The following is a 17,636-nucleotide window of genomic DNA, read 5'->3' on the forward strand; positions in this document are numbered from 1 at the left end:
ATGCCTCTTTTGTGGAATCGACATGTATAATAATACCAAAAAAAAATACGGAAAGATATATAGAAACAACGATAAGGATATTGTATGTTCCGAAAGATTTCTACTTATTTCGACAAAAGTATTGACTGGGGAAAGTGCAATGAGTAAAATAAAAAAGCGAATTAAAAATTTTCAGAAAATTTAAAACTTGGAGGAGCATGCTATGAAGCAAATTTTTCAAAAGAAGCCTATTGCAAAGCTAATGCAAGAGAGTAAGCAAAAGACGTTAGCAAGAACATTGGGTGCATTGGATTTAACTATGCTTGGAATCGGGGCAATTGTTGGAACAGGTATTTTTGTTCTAACGGGCGTGGTAGCAGCAAAACATTCTGGGCCAGCTATTATATTATCATTTGCGATAGCCGCGTTAGCCTGTGCCTTTGCTGCATTTTGTTATGCTGAATTCGCTTCTTCAGTTCCTGTCTCAGGCAGTGTGTATACGTACACATATGCGACGATGGGAGAGGTATTCGCATTTTTAATTGGATGGGACTTAATGCTTGAGTATTTACTCGCTACATCTGCTGTAGCAAACGGTTGGTCCGCTTATTTTCAATCTTTATTAAAGGGATTTGGGATCCATATTCCTACCATTCTCTCCTCGGCCCCTGGTACAGGAAAGGGTGGAATAATTGATTTGCCTGCGGTTCTAATTATTTTAGTAATGACAGTTCTTTTATCTAGAGGTGTTCGTGAAAGTGCACGAATAAATAACATTATGGTGTTTATTAAATTAGCGGTTGTTCTCATATTTATCTTTGCTGGTTTTAATTATGTAAAACCTGAAAATTGGACACCTTTTATGCCGTTTGGCTTAGATGGTGTAATGGCTGGAGCTGCTACAGTGTTTTTTGCATTCATAGGGTTTGATGCAGTTTCAACGGCAGCAGAAGAAGTGAAACGTCCACAACGTGATTTACCAATTGGCATTATTGCATCTTTATTAATTTGTACGGTTCTTTATATTGTTGTTTCACTTATTTTGACAGGAATTGTTCCATACGGACAGTTAAATATATCAGATCCAGTTGCTTTTGCACTTCAATTTATTGGACAAGATAGTTTAGCGGGAGTAATTTCAGTAGGAGCAATTACAGGAATCACAACAGTAATGTTAGTTATGATGTATGGGCAAGTACGTGTTTCGTATGCAATGAGTAGAGATGGATTATTGCCGAAGCGCCTTGCTAAAGTCCATCCAAAATTTAAAACACCATTTTTAAATACATGGACAACAGGAATTATTGCAGCACTTATTTCAGGATTAATAGATTTAAATGTGTTAGCGCATCTTGTAAATATGGGGACTTTATCAGCCTTTGCACTTGTAGCTGTTGCTGTTATTGTAATGAGAAGAACTCATCCGGATTTACCAAGAGCATTTAAGGCACCGCTTGTACCATTTTTACCAGCATTAACGGTGATTTTTTGTTTATATTTAATGCTTCAGTTATCCGGAACTGCTTGGATTAGTTTTGGGGTATGGATGGTTATCGGTATTGCAGTTTACTTCTTATATAGCCGAAAACATAGTGCTTTAAATAATAGTAAAGACGAAGAAGATGCAGCGAATTTATAAGTTGAAAAATCCATTCTAATTCTGTTAGGATGGATTTTTTATTCTGAAAATTTACATTTTTCTGATTGTGTATATAATATAATTGTTGGGGAACTGAGGGGGGAATGTATGAAAAATACGTGGCGTGAGTTAAGGGAGATGGACCGAAACATATGGATTCGGTTTATTGGCGAAACGTTAAATGGAATTGCAATGATGATGTTGATGCCTTTTTTTGCCCTATATTTAAAAGATAAGGTGGATTCGTTATTGGAAGTAGGGGTTATTATGGCACTTTCTCCGATTGCCGCAAGTTTCGGTTCTCTTCTCGGTGGGAGGATTGCTGATATATATGGAAGAAAGCCAATAATGATTTTTTCAATGGTGAGTAATGCTTTGTTCATGCTAGGTTTTTTATTTATAGAAGGATTTATTCCTTATGCTATTTTATCTATTTTTTTAGGGCTCAGCAATTCATTATTCCATCCCGCTGCATCAGCAATGGTTGCGGATGTAACAGCACCTGAAAAAAGAACAGAAGCATATGGTTTATTACGAATGGGGCACAATATGGGTGCTGCAATTGGCCCGATAATGGGTGCTTCAGTAGTTATGTTGTCGAAGAACCTTGTGTTTATTATTGCCTCGTCTACGATGTTATTTTATGCATTACTTGTATTCATTCTTATTCAAGAGACAATGCCAAAGAGTGCGAATAAAGAAGAAAATAAAGAAAAGGAATCAGAGGCGGTTTGGAAAATTGTAATGAGAGATAAGGCACTAATGATTTATTTGTTAGCAGGTATCATTATTTCGATGGGATTTTCTCAAACAGAGGGCATGTTGCCGCTGCACTTTGATAATGAAATGAAAGGCATTTTTGGAACTAACAATCCATATCCATATTTAATGGCTTTAAATGGACTATTAGTTGTGTTGTTCCAATTTCAAATTTCAAAATGGGCCACAGATAAACCTGTCGGAAAGACGATGTTATATGGTGCATGTTTGTTCGGTGTTGGTTTGTTCTTTATAGGATGGTTACCGAAGTGGTTTGGGGAATTTGATGCAAATGCTACGATTATTTTAATAACGTTGCTGTTCGTTTATGCCATATATACGTTAGGTGAGATGATTATGTCGCCTGTACAGATGACGTTTGTAGCGAATTTGGCCCCTGAGCACTTGAGAGGGACTTATATGGGAGCTGCCAGTTTGCAGTGGATTACAGGAGGCGCATTCGGTCCACTTCTTGGCGGTTTTTTATTGGATCGATTACTTGGCCACTTTCTATTTACAATTTTAGCTGTAGGGTGTGTAGTTGCAGGTATTGTATATGTTTCTTTAGATCGTCTCGTTGAGCAAAGGCAAAAAGGCACACTGACCAAACAGTCTTCTTAATGAGTAGATGACATACACAAAAAGGGGATTTCTACATATTTTAGGTACATAACTAGATTGGATTACAATTTTATCCCGCTATTTATGGGCAGTAAGACTTCCACCTCAAAATTCGGCGGGAGATAACTGTCCGATTGGTGCGGGCTGATAATTAGTGGGGATGGCCCCTCGTTAATTAAAGTTTCACTGTATTTTAGAATTTAATTTTGTATATTTATGAAGAAAGTTAAGTAGAAAAAGTATAGAAAACCAATAAGTGGTGTCATTTAATTATTTGTGGAAGTTACATTTTATTTCAAATAGGAACTACCTATTTTTATAAAAAGTGCTAAAATAGAAAAATGAAAACAATTGGTTAGGGTGATTTCAGTGACAAAAATTAAATTAGGTTTATTATATGGTGGAAAATCAGCTGAGCATCAAGTTTCGCTACAAACGGCTCTTGCTGCTATTAAAGCATTAAATCAAGATAAATTCGAGATTCATCCAATTTATATTACAGAACAAGGTCAATGGGTGCGCGGTGAGCGTATTGAAGGTGAAGTAACAGATGTTGAAGTTCTAAAAATGAGCGGTGCAGAAAATGCGATTTCTCCGTTATCATTAAGCACAGAAATCATTCCATCTGCAGCTTCTGAGGAAAATGCTATCGACGTTATTTTCCCATTATTACATGGACCAAATGGTGAAGATGGAACGGTTCAAGGATTATTAGAATTAATGAACATTCCTTATGTAGGAAATGGTGTTCTAGCATCTGCTGCTGGTATGGATAAAGTTGTTATGAAAAACATCTTTGCAGAAGCTGGATTGAAACAAGCGAAGTATGCATCGTTTATTCGTAGTGCATGGGAAAAAGATTGTGAAACAGCATACGAAAAAGTAGAAGAAGTTTTAGGATATCCTTGCTTCGTAAAACCAGCAAACCTTGGTTCAAGTGTTGGTATTAATAAGTGTAAAAATCGTGAAGAGCTTGAGAATGCATTTGAAGAGGCATTCCAATTTGATCGCAAAATTATTGTAGAAGAAAATATTGTTGGACGTGAAGTAGAAGTTGGTGTATTAGGTAATGATGAACCGAAATGTTCAGTTGTAGGTGAAATCGTACCGAAAAAGGACTTCTATGATTATAAGTCGAAATATATCGATGGCGATACAGCATTAATTATTCCGGCTGAAATGACAGAAGAAGAGTCTAATGTCATTAAGCGAGATGCAATTATTGCATTCCAATCGTTAGATAGTGCTGGCTTAACAAGAGCTGATTTCTTCTTAACGAAAGACGGAGAAGTATATATTAACGAAGTGAATACGATGCCAGGGTTTACGCCGTTTAGTATGTTCCCTCTACTATGGCAACATACTGGATTACCGTATCCGGAATTAATTGAAGAGCTAATTCGTTTAGCGATTGAGCGTCACGAAGAAAAACAAAAAATTAAATATACAATCTAACAAAAAAGGAGGGAGCACTATTCGCAGGAATAGTGCTTCCTCTATGTAAGGAGTGTTCTCATGATAAATCGAACGTTAAAACAAGTAGAACAGATGGTAAATGGTACGGGATTAGCAGAGCAATATGAGGGAATTACTATACAAGGAGTCTCTATTGATACGAGAAAAATTGAAAATGGAAACTTATATGTTCCGATTCAAGGTGAACGTTTCGATGGACATGCTTTTGTAGATAAAGCCGTTGAAAATGGAGCTGTGGCGACATTATGGATGAAAGATGTAGCAAATCCACCTGAGAATCTTCCCGTTATTTTTGTGGAAGACACGTTATCAGCATTACAAATGTTAGCGAAAAACTATCGCAATCAATTGGATGTGAAAGTTATTGGTGTGACAGGGAGTAACGGTAAAACATCTACAAAAGATATTGTAACAAGTCTTCTTGCGACTAAATTCAAAGTTCAAAAAACAGAAGGAAACTTTAATAACCATATTGGGTTACCTCTTACTATTTTAAACTTAGAAGAAAATACAGAAGTAGCTGTATTAGAGATGGGTATGTCCAGCCGAGGGGAAATTGAATTCTTATCTAAGTTAGCACGTCCAAATGCAGCTATCATTACGAACATCGGTGAGGCACATTTAATGGACTTAGGCTCTCGTGAAGCAATTGCTGAAGCGAAATTAGAAATTGTGACAGGATTACAAGAAGGTGGAGTATTCGTATATAACGGAGATGAGCCATTATTAACAAATCGTGTTCCTGAAATGAATTTAATAGCTGAAACAGTTACGTTTGGTGATGCTAGAGCAAATAATTACTATCCAACGACTGTAACATTACAGGCAACTGGGACACATTTTAAAATGAATAGAGAAGAAAATATTTCATTCTACTTACCAGTATTAGGAAAACACAATGTGTACAATACGCTTGCTTCAATGGCAATTGCGAAATATTTTGGTGTAACGTGGGAAGAGATGAAAGAAGGTTTAGTAACACTTCAAATGACAGGCATGCGTATGGAAATTGTAAAAACAAATAGTGGTTTAACAATTATCAATGATGCTTATAATGCAAGTCCAACGGCTATGGAAGCAGCGTTCCACCTAATGAATGGTTTAGATGGATTTGCTAAAAAAATTGTTGTACTTGGTGATATGCTAGAACTTGGTGATCAAGAAGTACAATTCCATTATGAGGTAGGTAAATTAATCGATCCAGCAAAAATCTCATATGTGTTCACATATGGTAAATTAGGGGCTCAAATTGCTGAAGGAGCGAAAATTAATTTCCCTATTGAGCGTGTAAAAGCGTATGATAATAAAGAGGAGCTAGTAAAAGAGTTACAAGCAGTAGTTGATGTGAAAGATGTTGTATTAATAAAAGCATCTCGCGGCATGAAATTGGAAGAAGTAATTACGATGTTGAAATAATTGGTGTATATAAATAGGGATGATAGATGCGAAAATAGAAGAAACTTATAATAAGCGCTTACAGTAAATATAAAAAAATAAAAGTGAAGAAAAAAACTCTGAATATGAAAATAAGGTAACAGTTGGGTTTGCTTTTTGCACATACAAAACTTATAATTGATAAAGTGTAATAACGTTTAGAAGTATTTTCGCGAAGAATATACGCCCGTTTATATACGTGAGCATTCAGGAAAAGGGCTTTTCCGCAAATTCGGAAAACGCCTTTTTTTAAATGATAAGTATAGGATAGAAAAGGAGAAGTAACATTGACAACATTTCGAGAATTAGGATTAAGTGAGTCTTTACTACAATCTGTTGAAAGTATGGGCTTTGAAGAGGCTACGCCGATTCAAGCTGAAACAATTCCACATGCATTGCAAGGTAAGGATATTATTGGGCAAGCGCAAACAGGTACAGGGAAAACAGCAGCATTCGGATTACCACTATTAGATAAAGTGGATACAAATAAAGAAGCAGTTCAAGGTATTGTTATCGCGCCAACGCGTGAATTAGCAATTCAAGTTGGAGAAGAGCTGTACAAAATTGGTAAACATAAACGCGTTCGTATTTTACCAATCTATGGTGGTCAAGATATTAACCGCCAAATTCGTGCTCTAAAAAAACACCCACACATTATTGTTGGTACGCCGGGTCGTATTTTAGATCATATTAACCGTAAAACACTTCGCTTACAAAACGTAGAGACAGTTGTTCTTGACGAAGCGGATGAAATGTTAAACATGGGCTTCATTGAAGATATTGAAGCGATTTTAACAGATGTGCCAGATACACATCAAACATTATTATTCTCAGCGACAATGCCAGATCCAATCCGTCGTATTGCTGAGCGTTTCATGACTGAGCCTCAACACATTAAAGTAAAAGCAAAAGAAGTAACAATGCCAAACATTCAGCAGTTCTATTTAGAAGTGCAAGAAAAGAAAAAGTTTGACGTGTTAACACGCTTATTAGATATTCAATCTCCAGAGCTTGCAATCGTATTCGGTCGTACAAAGCGTCGTGTTGATGAATTATCAGAAGCATTAAACTTACGTGGTTATGCAGCAGAAGGTATTCACGGTGACTTAACACAAGCGAAGCGTATGTCTGTATTACGTAAATTTAAAGAAGGTGCTATTGAAGTTCTTGTTGCAACAGACGTTGCTGCACGTGGTCTTGATATTTCAGGCGTAACACATGTATATAACTTCGATATCCCACAAGATCCAGAATCATACGTTCACCGTATCGGTCGTACTGGCCGTGCAGGTAAAAAAGGTATTGCAATGTTATTTGTAACACCACGTGAATCAGGACAATTAAAAAATATCGAGCGCACTACAAAACGTAAAGTTGATCGTATGGAAGCACCGACACTTGACGAGGCATTAGAAGGTCAACAACGTTTAATCGCTGAAAAACTTCAAAGCACAATTGAAAATGATAATTTATCATACTACAAGCGTATTGCAGAAGAAATGTTAGAAGAGAATGATTCTGTAACAGTAGTAGCTGCTGCTTTAAAAATGATGACAAAAGAGCCAGATACAACTCCAATCGCTTTAACGTCAGAACCACCAGTTGTTTCAAGAGGTGGCGGTTCTAAAAAACGCGGCGGTAACGGAGGCGGATACCGTGATGGTAACCGTAATCGTAGTCGTGACGGACGCGGCGGTGGCGATGGTCGTAACCGTGATCGCAATCGTGATGGTGGTAGCCGTGGTGGCGATGGCCGTAACCGTGATCGCAATCGTGATGGTGGTAGCCGTGGTCGTAAAGGTGAAGGTCAAGGTCGCCCTGGATCTTCAAATGGACGTGGCGAAAGAAAACATCATAGCCGTCCACAAGCTTAATAAAAAAGAGAATGCCCTTTGCTGGCATTCTCTTTTTTTATTTCTGTAATTGTACATACTACATAATAACTTGTGTAGAAAAGAGGTGCTACATGCTTGTAAGACTTGGATATGTTGCGATGAGTGTACATTTAAAGAATGCATCTCCATCTCAAACGATGACATATGCGCAGTTTCAACGAATTGGTGATCGAGAGGCTGCAATTCGTAAACTCGAAAGAATTGCTAATTCGAATTTAGAAAATTGTTTACGGTTATTAAAGCATAATAAAGGGCATGATATATCTTTCTTTCGGCTTAGTTCCAAGCTTGTTCCTTTAGCGAATCATGAGGAGTTGTTAGAGTGGAACTATATTCGCCCCTTAAAAGAAAATTTAAAAGTACTAGGTGATTACGCTATTCGAATGAATATGCGTATTGATTTTCATCCAGATCATTTCGTTGTGCTGAATTCACCTGAAGAGAATATTTTTAAACAATCTGTAAAGACATTGCAGATGCATAAAAAATTATTAAAAGGTATGGGGATTGAACATAAGCAACGATGCGTATTACATGTGGGTGGAGGTTATAAAGATAAGGAACTCGCATTAGAACGCTTTATAGAAAATTGGTCAAGTGTTCCAAGAAGTATCCAAGAGATGGTCATATTAGAAAATGATGATACGACCTTTTCTTTAGAAGAAACATTGTATTTAGGTGAAAAATTAGATATTCCAGTCGTGTTTGATTTGCATCACCATATGATGAATAATGATCGAGAAGATTGGCATGAAGATTGGGCGCGTGTTGTACATACGTGGGAATCGTCTTTGTTACCAGTGAAAATGCACATTTCTAGTCCTAGAGAGGGAAAAGACCCGAGAGCGCATGCGGACTTTATTGATGTAGATACTTTTTTATCTTTTTTAAAAAAGATAAAGGGAAGTGTTCCGCAAATTGATTGTATGATTGAAGCGAAGAAGAAGGATGAGTCTTTATTTCAACTAATGAGAGATTTAAGTAAACAAACAGATGTAGAAATTGTCGATGGTGCGAGCTTTTATATTAAATAAGCTCTGCACCATCGAATTTTTTTGTTAATAAAGGAGTGCAAATACCACCAATAATCAATCCTGTTAAATGGCTTATAGGGTTAGCGGAGGGATTGAAGAAAGTGAATAGTAGTAATATACATATCATGATTGAAAAAATAGCAATGTCTCTTGGATTGGAAGAACGATATCGACTATACAATAGAAATAATTGTGCACCTAGCAATCCGAAAATACCACCAGATGCCCCGGCATGAATATATTCAAGAGGCATAATGAGATAAGAAGAAATATTTCCAAGAGTTCCAGAAAGGAAAAAAATAATGATGAAAGAAAAGTGCCCTAGTTGTTTTTCAATAGAAGAGCCAAGCACAAATAAACAAATACTATTAGAAAGGAAATGTTGTAAGTCTACATGTACAAGTAAGGAAGTTATGAGACGCCACCATTCTCCTTTAGCGATATATTCATTGTAGGATGCCATGGGAAAGAGAAGAAAGTCGCCTAACATAATCATGACTAATTGTATGAGAAGTAAAGCGATGACGATTGGTTGTAAGGAAATGCGGGCAGAAGGTATTAGCATGTTGTGAGTATCACTCCTTTTGCATCAGAAAGATTCTCTGTTATTCTTACAATATGAAAAAAGAAAGCTAAATAGAAGAAGGGGATTTTGAAATGATTGTAGGGATTGGAATCGATATTATTGAATTGAATCGAATTGAAAAAATGCTAGATGGAAAACTTAAATTTATGGAGCGTATTTTAACTGAAAGTGAACGTAATGTTGCTAAGGAGCTGAAGGGAAGTCGCCTTACAGAGTTTGTAGCTGGAAGATTTGCAGCGAAAGAGGCGTATTCAAAAGCGGTAGGAACTGGTATTGGAAAAGAAGTGAGTTTTTTAGATATTGAAGTAAGGAATGATGATAGAGGTAAGCCGATTCTCGTTACAAGTACAGAGCATATTGTTCATTTATCAATTAGTCATAGTAAGGAATTTGCTGTTGCTCAAGTTGTTTTAGAAAGCTCGTCACGCTAGTCTGCATATTTTATATCTTTGTCTCATATATTTGATGTAGCGATAAGGAAGGTACATCTTCCATTCATTTATAGGGGCAAAGGGGCTGAAGTGATGAAAAGGCGTCTGTTTTTAGTTCTTGTCGGTTTATTAACCGTTTTTGTGTTGGCGGGTTGTATGGAAAAGAAACAAGATGATGTTGTGAGAGATTTAGAGGCGAAAGTAAAAGGGATGAAAAGTTATCAAGCTGAAGCAAAATTATCTATTAAAACAGGGAATGAGCCTCAGGAGTACAAGGTAGAAATATGGCATAAGGAACCTTCTTTTTATCGTGTGAATTTGCAGAATGCGAAAAAAGATCAAAGCCAAATTATTTTAAGAAATGAAGAAGGGGTATTTGTATTAACGCCAGCACTTAATAAGAGTTTCCGTTTCCAAAGTGATTGGCCGCAAAATAGTAGCCAGGCTTATTTATATGAATCCCTTGTGAGAGATATTTTGCAGGATAAGAAAAACCTTACTTTTGAAAAAACAGATAAGTATTATATTTTTAAAACAAAAACAAACTATCAACATCAAAACATGTTGCCGAAACAAGAGATTACATTGAAGAAAAGTGATTTAACACCAGTTTCGGTGAAGTTAATGGATAATGATCAAAATGTTCTTGTGAAAGTAGATTTCTCAAAAGTGAAATTTGATGCGAAATTTGATAAAGGTGCATTTGATACGAAACAAAATATGTCTAGAGCGCAAGTAGATGTTCAAACAACAGCGAAAGAAGACAAACCATTTGCTATTTTGTATCCGCGTGATACGCCGCAAGGTATGGTTTTGAAAGATGAAAAAGAGTTAAAGACAGACAGTGGCAAGCGTGCGATACTCACATACACTGGAAGTAAGAAATCCTTTACTTTGATACAAGAAAAGGCAAAAGTTGCAGAGGCTTCGTCAGCGATAAGTGTGAGCGGAGAATTGGTTGATCTTGGCTTTACAATTGGGGCATTGACGAAAGATTCTTTAACGTGGTCGCATAACGGAGTAGAATATATGCTCGTGTCTAAAGGTTTAGAGCCGAAGGAGCTATTAATGGTTGCTCGTTCAGTTACAGAGAAGCAAGTGAAGTAAACTTCTTAGACGTGGTGATATATGTGCACCACGTCTTTTCTTAGTTTGAAGGGTGGATTTCATAAAAGAAGCATATAAAAGAATAAGCTTCGCATATCGTGTATAAGGAAGTGTATTTATGGAAGAAGCACCATTTTACCGTGACACTTGGGTGGAAGTGGATTTAGATGCGATCTATAACAATATTACACACATTAAAGATTCCATTCCAAGTGATGTAGAGATTTTTGCTGTAGTCAAGGCGAATGCATATGGACACGATTATGTACCGGTAGCTAAAACGGCATTAGAAGCAGGGGCGACAAGGTTAGCGGTTGCCTTTTTAGATGAAGCTCTAGTGCTTCGAAGGGCTGGTATTACTGTGCCGATTTTAGTGTTAGGTCCTTCCCCGCCTCGTGATGTCAATGTAGCTGCTGAAAATGATGTAGCATTAACTGTTTTTCAAAAAGAATGGGTGGATGAAGCGATCAAACTTTGGGATGGTTCATCTACAATGAAATACCACATTAATTTCGATAGCGGTATGGGAAGAATTGGAATACGCGAACGGAAAGAATTAAAAGGGTTTTTAAAAAGTTTAGAAGGTGCGCCATTTTTAGAACTAGAAGGAGTTTATACACATTTTGCAACAGCGGATGAGGTGGAGACTTCTTACTTTGATAAGCAATATAACACATTTTTGCAGCAGTTAAGTTGGTTGAAAGAGTTTGGAGTGGATCCTAAGTTTGTCCATACAGCTAATAGTGCTGCAACGCTACGTTTTCAAGGGATTACATTTAATGCAGTACGAATTGGCATTGCGATGTATGGGTTATCCCCGTCTGTAGAAATACGCCCTTTTTTACCGTTTAAATTAGAACCAGCGCTATCACTGCATACGAAAGTTGCTCATATTAAACAGGTGATTAAAGGGGATGGGATTAGTTATAACGTCACTTACCGAACGAAAACGGAAGAATGGATTGCAACTGTTGCGATTGGATATGCAGATGGATGGCTTAGAAGATTACAAGGGTTCGAAGTGCTTATAAATGGTAAAAGGGTACCGATTGTAGGTCGAGTAACAATGGATCAATTCATGATACAGCTTCCTTGTGAAGTGCCGCTTGGTACGAAAGTTACACTCATTGGAAAACAAGGTGATGAGTATATTAGTGCTACTGAGGTTGCTGAATATTCTGGGACTATTAATTATGAAATTATTGCAACGATAAGCTTCCGTGTGCCGAGAATATTCATACGGCACGGCAAGGTTGTAGAAGTAATCAATTATTTGAACAATATATAGAAGGTAGTATGGTTTGCTTCTTGTCATTTGAGAGGACTGTTCATTGGTTAAGAATAAGCTCATTTTTGATGAGAAGCTTTTTACTTATCATTACTTTTAACATAATTTAACGTGAATTTTGCTGGGAAACTCTTTCGTTTCTTGTTTGTAATAAGATAAAAATAAAAGAATATGAATGTTTTGTTTGTGAATTGGAAAACATAAGCAAGGAATAAGGAAGTCTTTGCAACAGGCTCCATACAATGGTATTATTACAATAGGTGTCATATATATATTTGGGTGTGTAGTTGACGGTGGAGGTGTATTTTTGTGTCCGAATCAAGTGTAACTACTGAAATCGTGGTTCGGTTGCCAAAGCAAATGGTAACGGAATTGGACGGAATTGGAAAACAAGAGAATAAGAATCGCCATGAACTAATTTGCCAGGCAACACAACTGTTATTGCGTCAACATAAGACGAAGAAACGCTACCAACATGAATCAATGCGACGTGGGTACATTGAAATGGGAAAAATTAATCTTGGTATTGCATCGGAAGCTTTCTTAGCAGAGTATGAAGCAGCTCATACAGTAGAACGCTTAGTTAGCGGGGGGTAATATTTTGATTGTAAAACGCGGCGACGTGTATTTTGCAGACCTTTCCCCAGTTGTTGGTTCTGAGCAAGGAGGCGTTCGTCCGGTTCTTGTCATTCAAAATGACATCGGAAATCGTTTTAGTCCAACGGTGATTGTAGCGGCTATTACTGCACAGATTCAAAAAGCTAAATTACCCACTCATGTGGAAATTGATGCGAAAAAGTACGGTTTTGAGAGAGATTCTGTTATTTTACTTGAGCAGATTCGAACAATCGATAAGCAGCGCTTAACGGACAAAATCACTCACTTAGATGAAGTGATGATGATTCGTGTAGATGAAGCGCTACAAATTAGTTTAGGACTAATAGATTTTTAAATCGGCAGTTTAAGTTGCTCTCTTTACAGGGCAACTTTTTTTTATTATAGAGGAGGTTACGGTTGTATATGGAAATGGTAGATAATCGACAAGCGTTAATGAAAATGTTAGTGAAGGAATTAGGCTTTACCGAAAAGCAAGTTCGTCATGTTATTCAATTAACAGAAGAAGGTAACACAGTTCCATTTATTGCTCGTTACCGAAAAGAATGGACAGGCTCTTTAGATGAAGTGCAAATTCGTACAATTTTAGAGAGATGGCAATATATGATGCAGCTTGAAGATAGGAAAGAAGAGGTTCTTCGTCTTATTGATGAGAAGGGGAAACTGACAGGAGAGTTACGTCAGCAAATTGTTAAAGCTGTAAAGTTGCAAGAAGTAGAAGATTTATATCGTCCATATAAAGAGAAAAGAAGAACGAAAGCAACGATTGCAAAAGAAAAAGGACTAGAGCCGTTAGCTGAATGGTTATTGTTATATAAGAAAGAAGATCCAAATCAGAAGGCAGTGGAATTTATTAACGCAGAGAAAGAAGTGCAATCTGCAGAAGAAGCATTACAAGGTGCCCAAGACATTATTGCAGAAATCGTTTCAGATGAAGCAGCTTATCGTAGTTGGATTCGGAATGTTACTTTTAGAAAAGGTGTTATGTCTTTGTCCGTAAAAGATGAAGAGAAAGATGAAAAGAATATATATGAAATGTATTACAGTTATGAAGAACCGTTGCAGAAAGTAGTACCGCATCGTGTATTAGCGATGAATCGCGGTGAGAAAGAAGATATATTGAGAGTTTCTGTTGTTCCACCAGTAGATGAGATAGTAACTTTCTTATATAAGAGAGTAATTCGTGATAACGATTCTAAAAGTGCGCATTATGTAAAGTTAGCAATTGAGGATGGTTATAAACGATTAATTCAATCCTCCATTGAAAGAGAGATTCGAAAAGAATTAACAGAAACAGCTGAGGAACAAGCGATACATATTTTTTCTGAGAACTTACGTAATTTGTTATTACAACCTCCAATGAAAGGAAAGGTTGTGTTAGCTTTAGATCCTGCATATAGAACGGGTTGTAAATTAGCTGTTGTAGATGATACTGGGAAGGTTCTATATATTGATGTTATTTATCCGCATCCACCTGTTTGTAAATATGAAGATGCAAAAATGAAAGTTCTTTCTATTATAGATAAATATCAAGTTGAAATGATTGCGATTGGGAATGGTACAGCTTCTAGAGAATCGGAAGAATTTATAGTTGATGTATTACAAAATGTGAAACAAGAAGTCTTCTATATTATTGTGAACGAAGCTGGTGCGAGTGTGTATTCGGCCTCCGATTTAGCTCGTGAGGAATTTCCGAATTTACAGGTTGAAGAAAGAAGTGCTGTTTCTATTGGGAGACGTCTGCAAGATCCACTTGCTGAACTTGTGAAGATTGATCCTAAATCAGTTGGGGTTGGACAATACCAACATGATGTATCTCAAAAGAGGTTGAATGAATCATTAACATTTGTAGTAGAGACGGCAGTTAACCAAGTCGGTGTGAATGTAAATACAGCTTCAGTTGCGTTATTGCAATATGTTTCGGGTTTATCGAAAACTGTTGCGAAAAATATTGTGGCAAAGCGTGAAGAAGAAGGGAAATTTACAAAACGAACAGAATTAAAGAAAATACCGCGTCTAGGTGCGAAGACATATGAACAATGCATAGGTTTCTTACGTATATTAGAAGGGGCAAATCCGTTAGATCGAACGGGTATTCATCCAGAACAATATAAAAATGTTGAATTGTTATTGAAGAGTCTAGGGTTATCAAAAGATGACGTAGGGCAATTGCAATTACAAAAGAGCTTAGAAGAAGTGGAGATTTCTAAGTTATCGCAAGAAACGGGAGTTGGGGAGCCAACATTAGTTGATATTATAGATGCGCTCATTAGTCCAGAGCGAGACATGAGGGATGAGTTGCCTAAACCGCTTCTGAAAAAAGGGATTTTGAAATTAGAAGATTTAAAACGTGGTATGGAACTGGAAGGAACAGTTCGTAACGTTGTTGATTTTGGTGCTTTTGTTGATGTAGGTGTAAAACAAGATGGTTTAGTACATATTTCTAAACTAAGCAAACAGTATGTGAAGCATCCGTTAGATATTGTATCTGTCGGACAAATCGTCAAGGTATGGGTAGATGATATTGATACGAAAAAAGGTCGCGTTGCACTATCCATGTTGCCGATTGAATAGTAAGAGAAGAGAGCAGATGAAACTGCTCTTTTTTTATGGGATAAAACGTGTAATGGATTATGAGCTTTGATGTATTTTGCTATAATAAAACCAGCATTCATTTAGTAATTTAATTTGATACCGGTTTTTTTCAAAATATGCGCGTTGCATTTGTTTTTTTAGCCACGTAGGCATAGGAATCCCTCCTTGTTTAATCCTACTCTCAAAAATGTAAGGTACTATTGATGAGAGGTTGGTGAGTGGATTTCTATTCATGCTATATTTTTAGAAACCACGCTTCTTGAATGAGGATGGGTATATGTACTATTTAATATATGTATAAGGGAGGAGAAAAGTGTAAAAATATTTTTTAGTTTAGGAGGAATGAGAGTGGATGAGCAAGAAATACAGCGTCTGGTGGAAGAAGTATCACTACAATACTTCGGAATGCCATTTTTACATAGAGCTATGTTCAATAGTAGGTTGCGTACAACTGGTGGACGTTATCTATTGAATACACACAACATTGAACTGAATTATCGATATTACGAAATGTATGGGAAAGAAGAGTTAGTCGGAATCATTAAACATGAGCTTTGTCATTATCACTTACATATTACAGGAAGGGGCTATAAGCACCGGGATAGAGATTTTCGTGAATTGTTAAAAGAAGTTGATGCGCCACGCTTCTGTAAACGAATAATTAATGAAGAGAAGGAAAAAAAGGTTTATACGTATGAATGTATGGGCTGTTTGCTTCAATATGTAAGAAGACGTCAAATAAATACAAAAAGATATGTCTGCGGAAAGTGTAAAGGGAAACTGAACCTGATAAAGAAAACATCTTGACAGTGAAAACGCAATCCAGTATATTATAAACATGTCACGTTTGTACAAGATGTTGAGAAAAAACATCTTGACTTACGATAAGAAATTTTATAAGATACAAATTGTCTTTATTATTCCGCAGTAGCTCAGTGGTAGAGCTATCGGCTGTTAACCGATCGGTCGTAGGTTCGAGTCCTACCTGCGGAGCCATACAGAGAAGTACCCAAGTGGCTCAAGGGGCTCCCCTGCTAAGGGAGTAGATCGCTAACGCGGTGCGAGGGTTCGAATCCCTTCTTCTCTGCCATACATACTGGCCCGTTGGTCAAGTGGTTAAGACACCGCCCTTTCACGGCGGTAACACGGGTTCGAATCCCGTACGGGTCACCACTTCGGAGGATTAGCTCAGCTGGGAGAGCACCTGCCTTACAAGCAGGGGGTCGGCGGTTCGATCCCGTCATCCTCCACCATATAAATTATATAAATAGTATCATCGCGGGGTGGAGCAGCACGGTAGCTCGTCGGGCTCATAACCCGAAGGTCGCAGGTTCAAATCCTGTCCCCGCAACCAAATGGTCCCGTGGTGTAGTGGTTAACATGCCTGCCTGTCACGCAGGAGATCGCCGGTTCGACCCCGGTCGGGACCGCCATTTTAACTTCTGCTATTTGGCAGTTGTTTTTTATTGGACATTATGTTACAATAACATTTGTCTTTGGAAAGAAGATGAATATTTCGATGGGCTATAGCCAAGCGGTAAGGCAACGGACTTTGACTCCGTCATGCGCTGGTTCGAATCCAGCTAGCCCAGCCATTTACGAGCCATTAGCTCAGTTGGTAGAGCATCTGACTTTTAATCAGAGGGTCGAAGGTTCGAATCCTTCATGGCTCACTTTTGTTTTTTCCGCGCGGTCGTGGCGGAACGGCAGACGCGCTAGGTTGAGGGCCTAGTGGGGGAAACCCCGTGGAGGTTCAAGTCCTCTCGGCCGCATCAAAAAATCTTTTTAAAAAGTACTTGCATTTGAAAATGTAGTATGATAAGATAATTGAGTCGCCAAAATACAACGACGAAAAAACATCATGAATAAGCGCCCGTAGCTCAATTGGATAGAGCGTTTGACTACGGATCAAGAGGTTAGGGGTTCGACTCCTCTCGGGCGCGCCATAACGGGAAGTGGCTCAGCTTGGTAGAGCACCTGGTTTGGGACCAGGGGGTCGCAGGTTCAAATCCTGTCTTCCCGACCACGCGGGTGTAGTTTAGTGGTAAAACAAGAGCCTTCCAAGCTCTGGTCGAGAGTTCGATTCTCTTCACCCGCTTTTAGTTCTTTGAAAACTGAACGAAACAAACAACGTGAAACGTCAATTTTTATTTTTAGATGCTAGACAAACTAACTTT

15 protein-coding genes and 12 tRNA genes are annotated in these 17,636 nt (G+C 37.7%); 25 read left to right on the forward strand and 2 right to left on the reverse strand.

All coding sequences use genetic code 11. The features are described 5' to 3' along the window. The first annotated feature begins 202 nt into the window (after positions 1-202). The 6 genes from bcaP to uvsE all read left to right on the forward strand — a co-directional run bounded on the left by bcaP (position 203) and on the right by uvsE (position 8,837). The gene (gene bcaP, locus RBB48_RS23180; RefSeq protein ID WP_000809356.1) at positions 203-1,618 is read left to right on the forward strand and encodes a branched-chain amino acid transporter BcaP; all 1,416 of its coding nucleotides are present in this window, start codon (positions 203-205) and stop codon (positions 1,616-1,618) included. A 108-nt stretch (positions 1,619-1,726) separates the two neighbouring features. Continuing rightward, positions 1,727-2,998 carry an MDR family MFS transporter gene (locus RBB48_RS23185; RefSeq protein WP_098230761.1) on the forward strand — a complete coding sequence of 424 codons (1,272 nt, stop codon included), beginning with the start codon at positions 1,727-1,729 and terminating at the stop codon, positions 2,996-2,998. Positions 2,999-3,367: 369 nt separating this feature from the next. Next, positions 3,368-4,453, forward strand: coding sequence for a D-alanine--D-alanine ligase (locus tag RBB48_RS23190; RefSeq protein ID WP_000161438.1), 1,086 nt, complete (start codon positions 3,368-3,370; stop codon positions 4,451-4,453). 60 nt (positions 4,454-4,513) lie between these two features. Continuing rightward, the gene (murF, locus tag RBB48_RS23195) at positions 4,514-5,890 is read left to right on the forward strand and encodes a UDP-N-acetylmuramoyl-tripeptide--D-alanyl-D-alanine ligase (protein ID WP_306008152.1); all 1,377 of its coding nucleotides are present in this window, start codon (positions 4,514-4,516) and stop codon (positions 5,888-5,890) included. A 305-nt stretch (positions 5,891-6,195) separates the two neighbouring features. Continuing rightward, positions 6,196-7,782 (forward strand): degradosome RNA helicase CshA, encoded by a 1,587-nt coding sequence (gene cshA, locus RBB48_RS23200; RefSeq protein ID WP_000206596.1) that lies wholly within the window; start codon positions 6,196-6,198, stop codon positions 7,780-7,782. Positions 7,783-7,874: 92 nt separating this feature from the next. After that, positions 7,875-8,837, forward strand: coding sequence for a UV DNA damage repair endonuclease UvsE (gene uvsE / locus RBB48_RS23205; protein ID WP_048542883.1), 963 nt, complete (start codon positions 7,875-7,877; stop codon positions 8,835-8,837). Here uvsE and RBB48_RS23210 read toward each other — a convergent pair. Then, positions 8,830-9,402 (reverse strand): rhomboid family intramembrane serine protease, encoded by a 573-nt coding sequence (locus RBB48_RS23210; RefSeq protein WP_088061743.1) that lies wholly within the window; start codon positions 9,400-9,402, stop codon positions 8,830-8,832. The genes uvsE and RBB48_RS23210 overlap by 8 nt on opposite strands. Before the next feature lie 92 nt (positions 9,403-9,494). Between RBB48_RS23210 and acpS the strand changes: the two genes are divergently transcribed. The 6 genes from acpS (at position 9,495) to RBB48_RS23240 (ending at position 15,438) form a co-directional block, all read left to right on the forward strand. Further along, positions 9,495-9,854, forward strand: coding sequence for a holo-ACP synthase (gene acpS / locus RBB48_RS23215; protein ID WP_000635044.1), 360 nt, complete (start codon positions 9,495-9,497; stop codon positions 9,852-9,854). Positions 9,855-10,010: 156 nt separating this feature from the next. After that, positions 10,011-10,961, forward strand: a complete 951-nt coding sequence (locus RBB48_RS23220) for a LolA family protein (protein WP_002096914.1) — start codon at positions 10,011-10,013, stop codon at positions 10,959-10,961. A 118-nt stretch (positions 10,962-11,079) separates the two neighbouring features. Further along, positions 11,080-12,249, forward strand: a complete 1,170-nt coding sequence (gene alr, locus RBB48_RS23225; RefSeq protein ID WP_306008153.1) for an alanine racemase — start codon at positions 11,080-11,082, stop codon at positions 12,247-12,249. A gap of 309 nt (positions 12,250-12,558) precedes the next feature. Next, the gene (locus RBB48_RS23230) at positions 12,559-12,846 is read left to right on the forward strand and encodes an antitoxin EndoAI (RefSeq protein ID WP_000004570.1); all 288 of its coding nucleotides are present in this window, start codon (positions 12,559-12,561) and stop codon (positions 12,844-12,846) included. 4 nt (positions 12,847-12,850) lie between these two features. Then, positions 12,851-13,201, forward strand: a complete 351-nt coding sequence (gene ndoA / locus RBB48_RS23235) for a type II toxin-antitoxin system endoribonuclease NdoA (protein ID WP_000635963.1) — start codon at positions 12,851-12,853, stop codon at positions 13,199-13,201. 68 nt (positions 13,202-13,269) lie between these two features. Then, positions 13,270-15,438, forward strand: a complete 2,169-nt coding sequence (locus RBB48_RS23240; protein ID WP_306008154.1) for a Tex family protein — start codon at positions 13,270-13,272, stop codon at positions 15,436-15,438. 57 nt (positions 15,439-15,495) lie between these two features. Here RBB48_RS23240 and cmpA read toward each other — a convergent pair whose 3' ends face one another. Then, positions 15,496-15,612 carry a cortex morphogenetic protein CmpA gene (gene cmpA / locus RBB48_RS23245; protein WP_001143642.1) on the reverse strand — a complete coding sequence of 39 codons (117 nt, stop codon included), beginning with the start codon at positions 15,610-15,612 and terminating at the stop codon, positions 15,496-15,498. A gap of 195 nt (positions 15,613-15,807) precedes the next feature. Here cmpA and RBB48_RS23250 point away from each other — a divergent pair, with 195 nt between their 5' ends. The 13 genes from RBB48_RS23250 (at position 15,808) to RBB48_RS23310 (ending at position 17,557) form a co-directional block, all read left to right on the forward strand. Next, positions 15,808-16,266, forward strand: coding sequence for a SprT family protein (locus RBB48_RS23250; RefSeq protein ID WP_000344252.1), 459 nt, complete (start codon positions 15,808-15,810; stop codon positions 16,264-16,266). 114 nt (positions 16,267-16,380) lie between these two features. Then, positions 16,381-16,455, forward strand: a tRNA-Asn gene (locus RBB48_RS23255). 3 nt (positions 16,456-16,458) lie between these two features. Beyond that, positions 16,459-16,549: transfer RNA gene (locus RBB48_RS23260), tRNA-Ser, on the forward strand. An 8-nt stretch (positions 16,550-16,557) separates the two neighbouring features. Then, positions 16,558-16,632: transfer RNA gene (locus tag RBB48_RS23265), tRNA-Glu, on the forward strand. A gap of 4 nt (positions 16,633-16,636) precedes the next feature. Then, a tRNA-Val gene (locus RBB48_RS23270) sits at positions 16,637-16,712 on the forward strand. A 24-nt stretch (positions 16,713-16,736) separates the two neighbouring features. After that, positions 16,737-16,813, forward strand: a tRNA-Met gene (locus RBB48_RS23275). A gap of 3 nt (positions 16,814-16,816) precedes the next feature. Next, a tRNA-Asp gene (locus RBB48_RS23280) sits at positions 16,817-16,892 on the forward strand. A gap of 87 nt (positions 16,893-16,979) precedes the next feature. Next, positions 16,980-17,054: transfer RNA gene (locus RBB48_RS23285), tRNA-Gln, on the forward strand. 5 nt (positions 17,055-17,059) lie between these two features. After that, positions 17,060-17,132: transfer RNA gene (locus RBB48_RS23290), tRNA-Lys, on the forward strand. A 16-nt stretch (positions 17,133-17,148) separates the two neighbouring features. Then, positions 17,149-17,231, forward strand: a tRNA-Leu gene (locus tag RBB48_RS23295). Positions 17,232-17,328: 97 nt separating this feature from the next. Beyond that, a tRNA-Arg gene (locus RBB48_RS23300) sits at positions 17,329-17,405 on the forward strand. Between the two features lie 3 nt (positions 17,406-17,408). Then, a tRNA-Pro gene (locus RBB48_RS23305) sits at positions 17,409-17,485 on the forward strand. Position 17,486: 1 nt separating this feature from the next. Continuing rightward, positions 17,487-17,557, forward strand: a tRNA-Gly gene (locus RBB48_RS23310). The last annotated feature ends 79 nt before the right edge of the window (positions 17,558-17,636 follow it).

The sequence above is a fragment of the Bacillus sp. MMSF_3353 genome, from assembly GCF_030733445.1.
In the GTDB taxonomy this organism is placed as follows: Bacteria; Bacillota; Bacilli; order Bacillales; family Bacillaceae_G; genus Bacillus_A; species Bacillus_A wiedmannii.